At 61.1% G+C, this 15,738-nt stretch carries 9 protein-coding genes and 1 rRNA gene; 9 read left to right on the forward strand and 1 reads right to left on the reverse strand.

Annotation, left to right across the window (positions count from 1 at the left end; all coding sequences use genetic code 11):
* The 7 genes from rrf to ACGSLL_RS28035 form a co-directional block, all read left to right on the forward strand.
* A 5S ribosomal RNA gene (gene rrf / locus ACGSLL_RS28005) occupies window positions 1-103 on the forward strand; the annotation flags it as partial.
* Window positions 104-257: 154 nt separating this feature from the next.
* Window positions 258-3,710, forward strand: a complete 3,453-nt coding sequence (recC, locus tag ACGSLL_RS28010; RefSeq protein ID WP_394508658.1) for an exodeoxyribonuclease V subunit gamma — start codon at window positions 258-260, stop codon at window positions 3,708-3,710.
* Window positions 3,707-7,396 carry an exodeoxyribonuclease V subunit beta gene (gene recB / locus ACGSLL_RS28015; protein ID WP_394508659.1) on the forward strand — a complete coding sequence of 1,230 codons (3,690 nt, stop codon included), beginning with the start codon at window positions 3,707-3,709 and terminating at the stop codon, window positions 7,394-7,396. The genes recC and recB overlap by 4 nt, the downstream gene beginning before the upstream one ends.
* Window positions 7,393-9,501, forward strand: a complete 2,109-nt coding sequence (recD, locus tag ACGSLL_RS28020; RefSeq protein ID WP_394508660.1) for an exodeoxyribonuclease V subunit alpha — start codon at window positions 7,393-7,395, stop codon at window positions 9,499-9,501. Before recB ends, recD begins: the two co-directional genes overlap by 4 nt.
* Before the next feature lie 117 nt (window positions 9,502-9,618).
* Window positions 9,619-10,188 carry a YfiR family protein gene (locus ACGSLL_RS28025; protein WP_394508661.1) on the forward strand — a complete coding sequence of 190 codons (570 nt, stop codon included), beginning with the start codon at window positions 9,619-9,621 and terminating at the stop codon, window positions 10,186-10,188.
* A complete protein-coding gene (locus ACGSLL_RS28030) occupies window positions 10,185-11,453 on the forward strand; it encodes a diguanylate cyclase domain-containing protein (RefSeq protein ID WP_394508662.1) in 1,269 nt (422 codons plus the stop codon). Before ACGSLL_RS28025 ends, ACGSLL_RS28030 begins: the two co-directional genes overlap by 4 nt.
* Window positions 11,454-11,458: 5 nt before the next feature.
* Window positions 11,459-11,953, forward strand: a complete 495-nt coding sequence (locus ACGSLL_RS28035; RefSeq protein WP_394508663.1) for an OmpA family protein — start codon at window positions 11,459-11,461, stop codon at window positions 11,951-11,953.
* Here the strand turns inward: ACGSLL_RS28035 and ACGSLL_RS28040 are convergent.
* Window positions 11,950-12,897, reverse strand: coding sequence for a LysR family transcriptional regulator (locus ACGSLL_RS28040; RefSeq protein ID WP_394508664.1), 948 nt, complete (start codon window positions 12,895-12,897; stop codon window positions 11,950-11,952). The genes ACGSLL_RS28035 and ACGSLL_RS28040 overlap by 4 nt on opposite strands.
* Window positions 12,898-13,045: 148 nt before the next feature.
* Here ACGSLL_RS28040 and ACGSLL_RS28045 point away from each other — a divergent pair, with 148 nt between their 5' ends.
* Together ACGSLL_RS28045 and mmsB are read left to right on the forward strand one after the other, a co-directional pair.
* Window positions 13,046-14,572, forward strand: a complete 1,527-nt coding sequence (locus tag ACGSLL_RS28045) for a CoA-acylating methylmalonate-semialdehyde dehydrogenase (protein ID WP_394508665.1) — start codon at window positions 13,046-13,048, stop codon at window positions 14,570-14,572.
* Window positions 14,573-14,582: 10 nt separating this feature from the next.
* A complete protein-coding gene (gene mmsB, locus ACGSLL_RS28050) occupies window positions 14,583-15,470 on the forward strand; it encodes a 3-hydroxyisobutyrate dehydrogenase (protein WP_090281256.1) in 888 nt (295 codons plus the stop codon).
* The last annotated feature ends 268 nt before the right edge of the window (window positions 15,471-15,738 follow it).

Genomic DNA, 15,738 nt, shown 5'->3' on the forward strand with positions numbered 1-15,738 from the left:
GAGCGTTGGAACCACCTGATCCCATCCCGAACTCAGCAGTGAAACGATGCATCGCCGATGGTAGTGTGGGGTTTCCCCATGTGAGAGTAGGTCATCGTCAAGATTAAATTCCGAAACCCCAATTGCGAAAGCAGTTGGGGTTTTGTTTTGCCTGCGAGAAAGTTCTTACAGCATTCACCGACGCCGTCCGGCTGTCACAGCCTGTCGACAATGCTAAGGTTCTGCCTTAGCTTTTTGCATTCTCCAAGGAAGCCTTTATGCCGGACGCCCAGTCCCTCAACGCTGCATTCATGGTGGTTCAGAGCAACAGCCTGGACGAGCTGCGCAGCCTTGTGATCAGCATCATGCGGCGCTACCCATTGGCGCCCCTGGAGAACGAGATCGCTCTGGTACAGAGCAACGGCATCGCGCAGTGGCTCAAGCTGGCCCTGGCAGAAGATCCACAGGAAGACGACCTCGGCGGCTGTGGTATCGCCGCAGCGATTGACGTGCAACTGCCTGGCAGTTTTATGTGGCAGCTGTATCGTCTCGTATTGGGTCGCGACGAAATCCCACCCAAATCCCTGCTCGATAAAGCGCCGCTGACCTGGCGCCTGATGCGTTTGTTGCCGCAGCTGATCGACCGCCCGCATTTCGAACCGCTACAACGTTTCCTTACCCACGACACGGACTTGCGCAAGCGCTACCAATTGTCCGAGCGCCTTGCCGATCTGTTCGACCAATATCAGGTATATCGGGCTGACTGGCTCGAGGATTGGGCCGAGGGTCGCCACCAGTTACGCAATGTCCGAGGCGAGGTAAAAGCACTGCCTGACACCAGTTGCTGGCAAGCCGAATTATGGCGGGCGCTGCTGGAAGACGTAGGCGAAAAGGGCATGGCGCAAAGCCGCGCCGGTGTGCACCAGCGATTTATCGAATGCATCAATAATCTCGCAGAGGCGCCCACCGGGTTACCGCCGCGAGTGATCGTTTTCGGAATTTCCTCGCTCCCCGCACAAGTCCTGGAGGCGCTGGCTGGGCTTGCGCGTTTCAGTCAGGTTTTGCTCTGTGTACACAACCCGTGTCGTCATCACTGGGCCGATATCGTCGCCGACAAGGATTTGCTCCGTCACCAGTACAAGCGGCAATCGCGCAAGAGCGGCATGCCGGTTGTGCTGGACGCTGACACCCTGCATCAACATGCCCATCCGCTCTTGGCCGCGTGGGGTAAACAAGGTCGCGACTACATCAATCTGCTCGACAGTTATGACGATCCGAACAGTTATCGGGCAGCCTTTCGCGACGGTCGAATCGACCTTTTCAGCGATACCGAGCCGCATAACATGCTCAACCAGCTTCAAGACGACATTCTTGAGTTACGTCCGCTCAATGAAACTCGCGAGCAATGGCCCGCAGTCGATCTGGCACAGGACCAGTCGATCCGTTTTCACATCGCCCACAGCGCGCAGCGCGAAGTCGAGATTCTGCACGACCAGCTGCTGGCCCGCTTCAGTGCCGACCCGCAGTTACGTCCACGCGATGTGATCGTGATGGTGCCGGACATCGATAGTTACGCACCGCATATCCGCGCCGTGTTTGGCCAACTCGATCGTCACGATCCACGCTTCATTCCTTTCACCTTGGCGGATCAGGGCCAGCGCGGCCGTGATCCGTTGCTGATTGCGGTCGAGCATCTGCTCAAGCTTCCCGACAGCCGTTTTCCAGTCAGTGAGATCCTCGACCTGCTCGACGTTCCCGCATTACGCGCACGCTTCGGAGTTGAGGAGCGCGATCTGCCAACATTGCATCGTTGGATAGAAGGTGCCGGTGTGCGCTGGGGAATGAACGCCGAGCAGCGAGCGGGCCTGGGTTTGCCCGACGAGCTAGAACAGAACAGCTGGCATTTCGGCTTGCGCCGGATGTTGCTGGGATACGCCGTCGGCAGCGCGAGCGCCTGTGAAGGTATCGAACCCTACGATGAGATCGGTGGCCTGGATGCTGCACTGATTGGCCCTCTGGTGGCCTTGCTCGATGCGTTGGAGTTGGCCCACCAGCAGCTCACTCAACCGGCTCAACCCGCGGAGTGGGGCTATCGGTTGCAGGCGCTGATGCAGCTGTTTTTCAAAGCCAGCAATGAGCATGACGACTATTTGCTGACGCAGCTCGAGGAGCTTCGCGAAACGTGGTTGGAGACTTGCGAAGCGGTGAATCTGACGGATGAGCTGCCGCTCACCGTGGTGCGTGAGGCCTGGCTCGCCGGGCTGGATCAGGGTCGCCTCTCCCAGCGGTTCCTCGCCGGCTCGGTGAATTTCTGTACGCTGATGCCCATGCGCGCCATTCCCTTCAAACTGGTGTGCTTGCTGGGGATGAACGATGGCGACTATCCTCGTGCGCAGCCTCCGCTGGACTTCGACCTTATGGGCAGCGACTACCGCCCCGGCGATCGTTCACGGCGTGAAGACGACCGCTATCTTTTGCTGGAAGCGCTTCTGTCTGCGCGCAATCAGCTTTATATCAGTTGGGTGGGCCGGAGCATTCGCGACAACAGCGAACGGCCGGCGTCTGTGCTTATCGGCCAGTTACGCGATCATCTGGCCAGCGGTTGGCGATTGCCCGATGAGCAAGGCGATTTGCTGGATGCCCTGACTGAAGAACATCCGCTGCAACCGTTCAGTGCGCGCTATTTTCATGAAGGTGATCAACTGTTCAGCTACGCGAGCGAATGGCGGGTGCTGCATCGAGAGTTGGAACCTCAAACCAATGCCGAATTGCTTGCCCCTTATGTACAAGAAGAACCGTTGACCCTGGCGTTGTTGCAGGACTTTTTGCGCAACCCGGTTCGGCATTTTTTCACCCAACGGCTCAAGGTGTATTTCGAGGCTGCCGAAGCGCCGTTGGCGGACGAAGAACCCTTCGTGCTGGACGCGTTACAGCGATATACGCTCAGCGAGAGCCTGCTCGAAGCGGCGCTGAGGCAACCGGAAAACATCGATCAAGCCCTCGCATCTCAAGCACGCCGTTTACAAAACAGCGGTCTTTTGCCGATGGCAGGGTTTGGCGAGTCTCTGCAGCGGGAGTTGATCGAACCATTGCCGGACCTGCTCAAGCGCTACCAGCAATTACTGACACTCTGGCCTGTTCCGCTGACCAGCGCCTTGCCGATCAATCTGGAACTGCAGGGTTTGCGTCTGGAAGGCTGGCTCGCCGGTTTGCATCAGCGCGCCGACGGCGGGCTGTTATCCGTGACAACCATTCCCAACAGCATCGGCTCGATCAAAAACCGCAAATGGCATCGCTTGACCAAGCCCTGGGTCAACCATCTCGTCGCCTGCGCCAGCGGCCTTTCGCTGACGACCGCTTTGGTGGCCAGCGACGACACGCTGCTGCTTGAACCGCTGGAGCCTGCACGGGCGACGCGTTTTCTTGGCGATCTGCTCCTTGCCTGGCAGGCGGGCATGCGCCAGCCGCTGCCGGTAGCGGTGAAAACTGCGTTCGCCTGGCTGTCTCAGTCCGACCCGCTGAAAGCTGAAGCTGCTGCTTGCAAGGCCTATGAAGGTGACGGGCAGACCACTGACGGCGAGCGCCGCGAGAGCCCCGCATTGCTGCGGCAGTTCGCCGACTTCCAGGCATTGCTGGCCGATGAGACATTCTCCGGTTGGTGTGACGCCTTGTACCGCCCATTGTTCGAAGCACCGTGGCGTTCACTGTCTGCAGAGGGCGCCCGCGCATGAGTACGAAGACCCCGCTTGCATTGGCATTTCCATTACATGGCAGCCAGTTGATCGAAGCCAGCGCCGGTACTGGCAAGACCTTCACCATTTCTGCTCTGTACCTGCGGCTCATCCTCGGGCACGGCGACGAGTCGAGCGGGTTTGGTCGTGAATTGCTGCCGCCGCAAATTCTTGTGGTGACCTTTACCGATGCCGCAACCAAGGAACTGCGTGAGCGGATACGCACGCGTCTGGCAGAGGCTGCGCGATTCTTCCGCGACGAGACGCCGGCTCCTGACGCACTGATCGCCGAACTGCGCGATCAATTTGAACCCCGACAGTGGCCCGGCTGTGCCAACCGCCTCGATGTCGCCGCGCAGTGGATGGATGAGGCCGCCGTTTCGACCATCCACAGTTGGTGTCAGCGCATGTTGCGTGAGCACGCGTTCGACAGCGGCAGCTTGTTCACCCAATCCTTGGAAACCGATCACAGCGATCTGCTTGGCGAAGTGCTGCGCGATTATTGGCGTCTGTTCTGTTATCCAATGCGGGGCGATGCCTTGAATTGGGTTCGCAACAACTGGGGCGGGCCTGCGGCCTTGTTGCCACGGGTGCGTGGTCTGTTTGCCAGCGAGCGCGACAACGATGAGACAAGGGCTCCCGCCGAACTGATCGATGAATGCCTGCAAGAGCGCCGTGCAGCGTTGCTTGAATTGAAAATGCCCTGGCGGCAGTGGGCAGACGAGTTGCTCGCCATCTGCCATCAAGGCGTGGCGGGCAAAACGGTTGACGGTCGCAAGATGCAGGCACGCTATTTCGAACCGTGGTTCGAAAAGCTCAAGGCATGGGCCGAAGACGAGTCTCTTGAGCAACTGGACATCGGTACCGGATTTTCACGTCTGACACCTGACGGCATGGCCGAAGCCTGGAAGGGATCGCCGCCATCGCATCCGGGTCTTGATGCCATGTCGGCCCTCAAGGCGAGTCTTGATGCGTTGCCGACCCCCGATGCTGCAGTTCTGCAACACGCCGCCCAATGGGTCGGTACACGCTTCGAAGAAGAGAAGCGCCGTCGCGCCGAGATGGGCTTTGACGACATGCTGTTGCGCCTGGATGCCGCATTGCAATCCGACGGTGGCGAACGTCTCGCGACGTTGATTCGTGAGCAGTTTCCGGTCGCGCTCATCGACGAGTTTCAGGACACCGATCCGGTGCAGTACCGGATCTTCGAGAGCATCTATCGCATCGAAGAGAACAGTGCTGAAACCGGCCTGTTTCTGATCGGCGATCCGAAACAGGCGATCTACGCCTTTCGCGGGGCGGACATCTACACCTACCTGCGCGCGCGCCAGGCCACCACTGGCAGACTGCATACGCTGGGGACCAACTTTCGCTCCAGCCATGGCATGGTCGACGCGGTCAATCATGTCTTCGCACGCGCCGAATCTCGCGCGCAGGGGCGCGGTGCGTTTTTGTTCCGCGAAAAGACTGGCAACAACCCGGTGCCGTTCCTCCCCGTTGAATCTCAGGGGCGCAAGGAGCGCCTGCAGGTCGACGGGCGAGACATTGCAGCCTTGAATGTCTGGCAGTTGCCTGCCGACCAGCCCTTGTCGGGCCTGGTCTATCGTCAGCAATTGGCGGCAGCGTGCGCCAGCGAAATCACTGCGCTGCTCAATGGAGGGCAAGGCGCTACCGCCGGGTTCATTCAGGACGGCAAAGATTTCAGAGGCCTGCGGCCGTCCGACATTGCGATTCTGGTGCGCGACGGCAAGGAAGCCCAAGCTGTGCGCAGTGAGCTGGCCAACCGTGGTGTGCGCAGCGTGTATCTTTCGGACAAGGATTCGGTGTTCGCAGCGCAAGAAGCCCGCGACCTGTTGTCGTGGCTCAAGGCCTGCGCCGAACCGGATGTCGAACGCTTGCTGAAAGCCGCACTGGCCTGTGTCACGCTGAACCTGCCATTGGCCGAACTCGAGCGTCTGAACCAGGATGAACTGGTCTGGGAAACGCGCGTCATGCAGTTCCGTGGCTATCGCGAGCTCTGGCGCAAGCAAGGCGTGCTGCCGATGTTGCGGCGTCTGCTGCACGACTTCCACTTGCCACAAACCCTAATGAAACGCAGTGATGGCGAGCGCGTGCTGACCAACCTTCTGCATCTGTCGGAGCTGATGCAGCAAGCCGCCGCAGAACTGGACGGCGAGCAAGCGTTGATCCGCCATCTGGCCGAGTTGCTGGTGTTGTCCGGGCAGGCGGGCGAGGAACAGATTCTGCGCCTGGAAAGCGATGAGCAATTGGTCAAGGTCGTGACCATTCACAAATCCAAGGGCCTGGAATATCCCTTGGTGTTCCTGCCGTTCATCTGCTCGGCGAAGCCTGTGGATGGCAGTCGCTTGCCGCTGCATTACCACGATGCCGAAGGCAAGGCCCGGGTGAGCCTCAAGCCAACCGCCGAGCTGATTGCGCAAGCGGATGATGAGCGCCTCGCTGAAGATCTGCGTTTGCTCTATGTCGCTCTGACGCGCGCGCAGCATGCCTGCTGGCTGGGTGTGACGAATCTTAAACGCGGAAATAACAACAGCTCGGTGCTGCATCTTTCCGCACTGGGCTACTTGCTCGGCGGTGGTGCTGCATTGAGTGAATCCGGCGAACTCAAGCGTTGGCTGGAGGATCTGCAACAGGACTGCGCGGCAATCAGCATCATGGAGATGCCGCAACCCACCGACGAGGATTATCGACCACCACGCAATGACGCGGTGCTCAGTGCCACCCGCGTGCCCAAGCGCAAGGCCAGCGAAAACTGGTGGATCGCCTCCTACAGCGCATTGCGCATCAGTGATGTGTTGAGCGTCGGCAGCGATGAGGCGCCGGACAGTCCGCAAGCGCAAAAGCTGTTCGATGACGAGCGCCTCGATCCGGATGCGCCGCGCGAGATGATTGCCGGTGGCGCCGATATCCATCGTTTTCCTCGCGGCCCCAATCCGGGCACATTCCTCCACGGGTTACTCGAGTGGGCCGGCGATGAAGGTTTCGCCGTTTCCCGCGAGGCGCTGGAGGATGCAATCGCGCGGCGTTGCAATCTGCGTGGCTGGGAGGGCTGGATTACCACGCTGCGCGATTGGCTGCAGCATCTGCTGAAGCTGCCGCTCCCCATCGCCAGCGAGCAACCACCCGTGGTGCTGGAAGAGTTGCAGCAGTTTCGAGTCGAAATGGAGTTCTGGTTCGCCAGCCATAAAGTCGATGTGCTCAAACTCGATGAACTGGTGCGTCAGCATACTCATCAGGGCGTCGCCCGTGTCGCGGCGGAACCGGTGCAACTCAACGGCATGTTCAAGGGCTTCATCGACCTGACGTTCGAACACGACGGGCGTTATTACGTGGCCGACTACAAGTCCAACTGGCTCGGTCAGGACGATCAGGCTTACACCGAGGCGGCCATGGAGCAGTCGATTCTCGACAACCGCTATGACCTGCAATACGTGTTGTACCTGCTGGCTTTGCATCGACAGCTCAAGGCGCGGCTGGTGGATTATGATTACGACCGACACGTCGGCGGTGCGTTGTATCTGTTTCTGCGTGGCACACGCGCCGACAGTCGCGGCGTTTACTTCGCTCGCCCGCCACGCGAACTGATCGAGCGTCTGGACCGGATGTTCCAAGGCAAACCCGAACCCAAGACCGAGCCCGCCTGGGAACAAGGAGTCCTGCTATGAGCCGTACCTTTGCCGATCTGCTGCCCACCCCGTTGGCCGCCGACAGCCTGTCGAAGCTCGCGCCGCTGACCCGCGCCGATGACTTGTTACTGTTGCTCACTCGCTGGGTCGAGCGCGGCTGGCTACGGGCGCTGGACAAGGCATTCGTCGCCTTCCTTCACGAACTGGAGCCGGACACCGATCCATTGGTGTTGCTCGCGGCAGCACTGACCAGCCATCAACTCGGTCACGGTCACGTCTGCCTCGATCTGTTCGAAACCCTGAAGGCGCCCGATTTCGCCTTGTCGCTGCCCCCCGAAGGTGATGTGCAAGGTGGCGTGCTGTTGTTGCCTTCGCAATTGCTCGACGCGCTGGAGGGTGCGCACTGGTGCAAGGTTCTGGCGAGCAGTTCGTTGGTCGCACTGGCGGCGGACTTCAGTGATGCGGCGCAGCAGCGACCGCTGGTGTTATCTGGCAAGCGTCTGTATCTGCGTCGATACTGGGCGTACGAGCGGCGCATCGATACGGCGTTGCGCCAGCGCCTGGAACAGCTGGAGCCGACGCCATCGGACCTGCCGCAACGCTTGAACGGGTTGTTCGAATCGGCCGGGCCTGGCGAGGTGATCGACTGGCAGAAACTCGCCTGTGCCCTCGCCACACGCGGTGCTTTCAGTATCGTCACCGGCGGGCCCGGTACCGGCAAAACCACCACGGTGGTGCGTTTGCTGGCCTTGCTGCAAGCGCCGGCCGTGGAGGCCGGTCAGCCGTTGCGCATTCGTCTCGCAGCGCCAACCGGCAAGGCCGCGGCGCGGTTGACCGAGTCGATCAGTCAGCAAGTGCAATCGTTGCAAGTCAGCGAAGAGGTCCGCGCGAAAATCCCTTGTGACGTGACCACTGTGCACCGCTTGCTCGGCAGTCGTCCGGGCACTCGCCACTTCCGCCACCATGCCGGCAACCGCTTGCCGCTGGATGTGCTGGTGGTCGATGAGGCGTCGATGATCGACCTGGAAATGATGGCCAATCTGCTCGATGCCTTGCCGGCCCATGCGCGCCTGATTCTGCTCGGCGACAAGGACCAACTGGCGTCGGTGGAGGCGGGCGCGGTGCTGGGGGATCTGTGCCGAGACGCTGAGGGCGGATGGTACAACTCGCAGACCCGACAGTGGCTGGAGTCGGTCAGTGGCGAGTCGTTGCATGACAGCGGCTTGCATGAGGATGTCGACGGTTCTCATCCTCTGGCTCAGCAAGTGGTGATGCTGCGCCACTCGCGGCGCTTCGGCGAAAGCAGCGGCATCGGTCAGCTTGCGCGGCGGGTCAACCAACAGTTGCCGGAGCAGGCGCGACAGTTGCTCACCGAAGGCAACCATGCCGATGTGTATTCGTTGTCGCTAAAGGGCGAACACGACCAAAAGCTGGAGCGCCTGTTGCTGGAGGGCCACGGCGACGGTCCGCAAGGTTACCGCCATTACCTGAGCGTGCTGCGCGACAAGCGTCCGCCATCGGGCAGGCCGCTTGAACAGCCGGACTGGATCGTCTGGGCGCGGGATGTGTTGCAGGCGTTCGATACGTTCCAGCTGCTGTGCGCCGTGCGCAAAGGGCCATGGGGCGTCGAAGGTCTGAACCAGCGCATCACGGCGGCATTGCTTAAAGCGCGTCTGATCGAAAACGATCAGCAATGGTACGAAGGCCGCCCGGTATTGATGACCCGCAACGATTACGGTCTGGGCCTGATGAATGGCGATATCGGTATCGCCCTCAAGCTGCCCGAGCGCGAAGGACCTGACGCCGGCAAGCCGGTGTTGCGCGTGGCCTTCCCGCGCAATGACGGCCAGGGCGGTGTGCGTTTCGTATTGCCTAGTCGACTCAACGATGTCGAAACCGTGTACGCGATGACTGTGCACAAATCCCAGGGCTCGGAGTTTGCCCACACCGCGCTGATCCTGCCCGATGCCTTGAATCCGGTGCTGACCAAAGAGCTGATCTACACCGGGATCACCCGGGCCAAGCACTGGTTTACCTTGATCGAGTCCCGGGCCGGGGTGTTCGAAGAAGCGGTGCAACGCAAGGTCAAACGCTTGAGCGGATTGATGCTGGAATTGGAGGAGGGCTCCGATTCTCGCGACTGAAATACTGCGGTAGGCGGCGATTATTGACTGACCGGTCAGTGGGCGTTGCCTCGCTGGCCCTTCGGCGCTGTGCTATCGTTGCGGCATCATTTCGCTACGATCCAAGAGAATCCCTGCATGAAGGTGTCTGTCTGGGTGACAGGGCGCGTCGTTGTCTGCAAGCAGGCGTTGCTGGTCGGTCTGCTCTGGCTGCTGACCAGCGCGGCGATGGCGCAAGCGCCTGCAGGTATGGCTGAGCAACGGGCCAAATCCGTGACTCAGGTCGTGCTGGGAATTCTCAGTTATGCGCGCTGGCCAGTTGAACCGGCGCAGTTGCGCCTGTGCATCGTCGGCCCCACCGAATATACCGATGACCTGGTCAAAGGCACCGCTCAGGCCACAGGCCGGCCAGTGCTGGTGCGGCGGCTCTTGGCCGACAACCCGGCGATCGTCAGCGAATGCAATGCGGTGTATATCGGCAAGCTCACCAGCGATGAGCGCAGCCGCCTGTTCGCTTCGCTGATTGGCCATCCGGTGCTGAGCATCAGCGAGGGTGGCGATCAATGCACGGTCGGCAGTCTGTTCTGTCTGCGTGTGGGCGATGAACAAGTGTCGTTCGAAGTCAATCTCGACTCCGTTGCTCGCAGCGGCGTGCGCATTCACCCCAGCGTGCTGCAATTGTCGCGACGCAAAGCGGCGGCGCCATGAGACTGTTCAGAGCGAATGACCGCCCGACGCTGGGCTCGGTGATTGGCCGAGGGCATTTGATTGTCGCGCTGGTCGCCGTGGCGATGGCCAGTGTCTCGCTGACTCTGCTCGGTGTGCTCGCATTACGCGTGTATGCCGATCACAACCTGCACCTGATTGCCCGTTCCATCAGTTACACCGTCGAAGCGGCGGTGGTCTTCAACGACAAGGCAGCCGCTACTGAAGCACTGGCGCTGATCGCCTCCACCGAGGAAGTCGCCGATGCGCAAGTGCTTGACAGCCAGGGACAACTGCTTGCGCAATGGCAGCGCCCGGAAAACGGTTTGATTTCCGAGCTGGAAATGCAGATCGCCCGCGCCATCCTGGAAAAACCTGTCAGCCTGCCCATCGAACATCAGGACCGCGAAATCGGCCGGGTGCTGCTCACCGGCCATGGCGGCAGTCTGATGCGCTTTCTGCTTAGCGGTCTGGCAGGCATCATCCTGTGCACGGCGATCAGCGCCTGGGTGGCGTTGTATCTGGCCCGGCGCCAGTTGCGTGGAATCATCGGCCCGCTGCGCGGCCTCGCCGCCGTGGCGCATGCCGCCCGCAGTGAACGTGCGCTGGACCGGCGAGTCGCCCCGGCGCACATCGCCGAGCTCGATAATCTGGGCAATGACTTCAATGCGTTGCTTGATGAGCTGGAGTCGTGGCAGACCCACCTGCAAAACGAAAACGAAACCCTCGCCCATCAGGCCAGTCACGACAGCCTGACGGGCTTGCCGAATCGCGCGTTTTTCGAGGGCCGTTTGATCCGCGCGTTGCGCAGCGCCAGCAAGCACGATGAACGGGCTGCCGTGCTGTTTCTCGACAGCGACCGATTCAAAGGCATCAACGATAACTTCGGTCACGCGGCCGGCGATGCGGTACTGGTGGCCGTGGCCAACCGCGTTCGCGCGCAATTGCGTGAAGGCGATCTGGTCGCGCGGTTGGGCGGCGACGAGTTTGCCGTGCTGCTCGCGCCGCTGCATGCCATCGAAGATGCCGAGCGCATTGCCGACAAGATTCTCGCCAGCATGGACATGCCCATCGCGCTGCCGGGCGACAGCCGCGTGGTGACGTCGCTGAGTATCGGCGTTGCGGTGTTTCCCGACCACGGCGCCAGCCCGAGCGCTTTGCTCGATGCCGCCGATGCCGCCATGTACCAAGCCAAGCGCCTGTCGCGCGGTGCCCAATTCACTGCCGGGGCGGAGCACCCGGTCGATTCCGAGCCATCCAGGAGCTGATAGCCGTGTCCACTTTGTCCATTCGTTGTTTTTACGCCGTGTTGCTGCTGGCCGTGCTGGCCCTGAGCGGCTGCCAGACTGCACCGCCCAAAGGCCTGACCCCGGCGCAAGTCGCGGTACTGAAACAACAGGGTTTCGAACTGACCGACGAGGGCTGGGAATTTGGCCTGTCGGGTAAAGTGCTGTTTGGCAGCGACGTCGAAAGCCTCAACGCGCAAAGCACCGAGATCGTCGAGCGCATCGGCCAGGCCTTGTTGGGTGTCGGCATCGAACGCGTGCGCGTCGATGGCCACACCGATGCCTCGGGCAAGGAAACGTACAACCAGCAACTGTCGTTGCGCCGGGCCAAGAGCGTCGCCAACGTACTGGGAACGGTCGGGATGAAGCAGGCAAACATTCAGCTACAAGGCCTGGGCAGCAGCGAGCCGGTAGCGTCCAACGACACCGCCGCCGGCCGCACGGAAAACCGCCGAGTGGCGATTGTGGTCAGCGCCGACTAATCGGCGAATTGCATCACCCGCGTCTCTCCCATCAGCAGCCCCTGATTACGTTCGGTCACCTCCCTGATGTAATCCCAGAGCAACGTAATCCGCTTGAGCTTGCGCAGATCCTCCCGGCAGTACATCCAGAACTGCCGGGTAATATCGATTTCCTCCGCCAGCACCGGCAACAATCGCGGATCCTGCGCCGCCAGGAAGCACGGCAGGATCGCCAATGATCGCCCCTGCTGCGCCGCGACGTATTGGGCGATGACACTGGTGCTGCGCAAATGCGCGTTGGCGCCGGGCAGGACGTTCGCCAGATAGAGCAGCTCCGAGCTGAACGCCAGATCGTCGACGTAACTGATAAATTGATGCTTGCTCAAATCTGCCGGGCGGCGGATCGGTGGGTGTAGGTCGAGGTATTCCTGGGTGGCGTAGAGCTGCAAGCGGTAGTCGCAGAGTTTGCAGCACACGTACGGCCCGTGTTCCGGTCGCTCCAAAGCGATGACGATATCGGCCTCGCGCTTGGACAGGCTGATGAAGTGCGGCAGCGGCAGGATGTCCACGGAGATCGCCGGGTAGGCGTCGACGAAATGGCTCAGTTGCGGGGTGATGAAAAAGCTGCCGAAGCCTTCGGTGCAGCCCATGCGCACGTGCCCGGAAAGTGCCACGCCAGAGCCTGAAACCTGCTCGCAGGCCATGTGCAGCGTGCTTTCGATCGACTCGGCGTAACCGAGCAGACGCTGGCCTTCGGTGGTCAGGACGAAGCCGCTGGTGCGCGACTTTTCAAACAGCAAGGTGCCCAATGCCGCCTCCAGCGAACTGATGCGCCGCGACACCGTGGTGTAGTCGACGGCCAGCCGTTTCGCAGCGGTACTGGCCTTGCGGGTGCGGGCGACTTCGAGAAAAAACTTCAGGTCGTCCCAGTTCAGCGAGCCTAATGAGGTGATGTTTTTTTGCATGATGGACGGGCTTATATGTGCGTTCTTATTAGAAGTTTGCACATCTATACTCCAAAAACCGTCCGACAACCATTCTGGACACACGCCTCATCTCAAGGCGAACCTCTCGCCTTGGCTCCTCCGATAAAAACAAGTTATGGAGACCAGCATGAACGCATCGCTTACGCCCAACGACACCACGCTGCAGAAGGTCAAACTGTTGATTGACGGCGAGTGGGTCGAGTCGCAGACCACCGAATGGCACGACATCGTCAACCCGGCGACCCAGCAAGTGCTGGCGAAAGTGCCGTTTGCCACCGCCGCTGAGGTCGATGCCGCTGTCAGCGCCGCCCAGCGCGCGTTCCAGACCTGGAAGCTGACCCCGATTGGCGCGCGGATGCGCATCATGCTCAAGCTGCAAGCGCTGATTCGTGAGCATTCCAAACGTATCGCCGTGGTGCTCAGCGCCGAGCAGGGCAAAACCATTGCCGACGCTGAAGGCGACATTTTTCGCGGTCTGGAAGTGGTCGAGCACGCCTGTTCGATTGGCACCCTGCAAATGGGCGAGTTCGCCGAAAACGTTGCCGGTGGCGTCGACACCTACACCCTGCGCCAGCCGATCGGCGTGTGCGCCGGCATCACCCCGTTCAATTTCCCGGCGATGATTCCGCTGTGGATGTTTCCGATGGCCATCGCCTGCGGCAACACCTTCGTGCTGAAACCTTCGGAGCAGGATCCGTTGTCGACCATGCTGTTGGTCGAACTGGCGATCGAGGCCGGCGTTCCCGCAGGCGTGCTCAACGTCGTGCATGGCGGCAAGGACGTGGTCGATGGCCTGTGCACGCACAAGGACATCAAAGCCGTGTCGTTTGTCGGTTCGACGGCCGTCGGCACGCACGTCTACGACCTGGCCGGCAAGCACGGCAAACGCGTGCAATCGATGATGGGCGCAAAAAACCACGCCGTGGTCCTGCCGGATGCCAATCGCGAGCAAGCGTTGAACGCGCTGGTCGGCGCCGGTTTCGGTGCGGCCGGGCAGCGTTGCATGGCGACCTCGGTGGTGGTGTTGGTCGGTGCGGCGAAGCAGTGGCTGCCGGACCTGAAAGCGCTGGCGCAGAAACTCAAGGTCAACGCTGGCAACGAGCCGGGCACCGACGTGGGGCCGGTGATCTCGAAAAAGGCCAAGGCGCGGATTCTCGAGCTGATCGAAAGCGGCATCAAGGAAGGCGCCAAACTGGAGCTCGACGGTCGCGACATCCAGGTGCCGGGCTACGAGCAGGGCAACTTTGTCGGCCCGACCCTGTTCTCCGGCGTGACCCCCGCCATGCAGATCTACACTCAGGAAATCTTTGGCCCGGTGCTGGTGGTGCTGGAAGTCGACACCCTCGATCAGGCGATCGCGCTGGTCAACGCCAACCCGTTCGGCAACGGCACCGGCCTGTTCACCCAGAGTGGTGCGGCGGCGCGCAAGTTCCAGACGGAAATCGACGTCGGCCAGGTCGGCATCAATATCCCTATTCCAGTACCGGTGCCGTTCTTCAGCTTCACCGGTTCGCGCGGCTCGAAACTCGGCGACCTCGGCCCGTACGGCAAGCAAGTGGTGCAGTTCTACACGCAGACCAAAACGGTCACGGCGCGCTGGTTCGATGACGACAGCGTCAACGACGGCGTGAACACCACCATCAACCTGCGCTGAGGAATCGATCATGAAAATCGCATTTATCGGTCTGGGCAACATGGGCGCGCCGATGGCGCGCAACCTGATCAAGGCCGGCCACTCGCTGAATCTGGTCGATCTGAACAAGACCGTGCTGGCCGAACTTGAACAACTGGGCGGCACCATTCGCGCGTCGGCGCGCGAGGCTGCCGAGGATGCCGAACTGGTGATCACCATGCTGCCGGCCGCCGTGCATGTGCGCAGCGTCTGGTTGGGTGAGGAAGGTGTGCTCGCCGGTATCCGCCAAGGCGTGCCGGCGGTCGATTGCAGCACCATCGATCCGCAGACCGCACGCGACGTCGCAGCCGCTGCTGCCAAACACGGCGTGGCCATGGCCGATGCGCCAGTGTCTGGTGGTACCGGCGGTGCGACGGCCGGGACGCTGACCTTCATGGTCGGCGCTACCCCGGAACTGTTTGCCACCCTGCAACCGGTGCTGGCGCAGATGGGGCGCAACATTGTGCATTGCGGTGAGGTCGGCACCGGGCAAATCGCCAAGATCTGCAACAACCTGCTGTTGGCAATCTCCATGGTCGGCGTCAGCGAGGCGATGGCGCTGGGCGATGCGCTGGGCATCGACACCTCGGTATTGGCTGGAATCATCAACAGCTCGACCGGCCGCTGCTGGAGTTCGGAAATGTACAACCCGTGGCCGGGGATCGTCGAAACGGCGCCGGCCTCGCGCGGGTATACCGGCGGCTTCGGCGCGGAGCTGATGCTCAAGGATCTCGGCCTGGCCACCGAAGCGGCGCGTCAGGCGCATCAGCCGGTGATACTCGGCGCGGTGGCGCAGCAGTTGTATCAGGCGATGAGTCAGCGCGGTGATGGCGGGAAAGACTTCTCGGCGATCATCAACAGCTATCGCAAACCGCAATAGAAAGACTGTTGTGAACGAACTGTGGGAGCGAGCCTGCTCGCGAAGACGACGTCAGCCTCAATACATCATCGCCTGACAGTTCGCCCCTCACCCCAGCCCTCTCCCGAGGGAGAGGGAGCCGACTGCAGCGCCAGCAGGCTGGCTTGTATGGTAGGACTCGAAGGGGTGGGTGGGACCTCAAGCTGGCTTCTGACTGTTAGCCGCAGTACAGACCGTGGGAGACATCGCCCCACCCCTTCCACCAAAGCGCCGATAAAGAATGCTTCGT

This window comes from Pseudomonas retamae (assembly GCF_043496865.1).
In the GTDB taxonomy this organism is placed as follows: domain Bacteria; phylum Pseudomonadota; class Gammaproteobacteria; order Pseudomonadales; family Pseudomonadaceae; genus Aquipseudomonas; species Aquipseudomonas retamae.

What these genes read in the sequence shown, in the direction of transcription:
- recC (WP_394508658.1), top strand. Translation starts at nt 258, where the DNA reads ATGCCGGACGCCCAGTCCCTCAACGCTGCATTCATGGTGGTTCAGAGC.
- recB (WP_394508659.1), top strand. Translation starts at nt 3,707, where the DNA reads ATGAGTACGAAGACCCCGCTTGCATTGGCATTTCCATTACATGGCAGC.
- recD (WP_394508660.1), top strand. Translation starts at nt 7,393, where the DNA reads ATGAGCCGTACCTTTGCCGATCTGCTGCCCACCCCGTTGGCCGCCGAC.
- ACGSLL_RS28025 (WP_394508661.1), top strand. Translation starts at nt 9,619, where the DNA reads ATGAAGGTGTCTGTCTGGGTGACAGGGCGCGTCGTTGTCTGCAAGCAG.
- ACGSLL_RS28030 (WP_394508662.1), top strand. Translation starts at nt 10,185, where the DNA reads ATGAGACTGTTCAGAGCGAATGACCGCCCGACGCTGGGCTCGGTGATT.
- ACGSLL_RS28040 (WP_394508664.1), bottom strand. Translation starts at nt 12,897, where the DNA reads ATGCAAAAAAACATCACCTCATTAGGCTCGCTGAACTGGGACGACCTG.
- ACGSLL_RS28045 (WP_394508665.1), top strand. Translation starts at nt 13,046, where the DNA reads ATGAACGCATCGCTTACGCCCAACGACACCACGCTGCAGAAGGTCAAA.
- mmsB (WP_090281256.1), top strand. Translation starts at nt 14,583, where the DNA reads ATGAAAATCGCATTTATCGGTCTGGGCAACATGGGCGCGCCGATGGCG.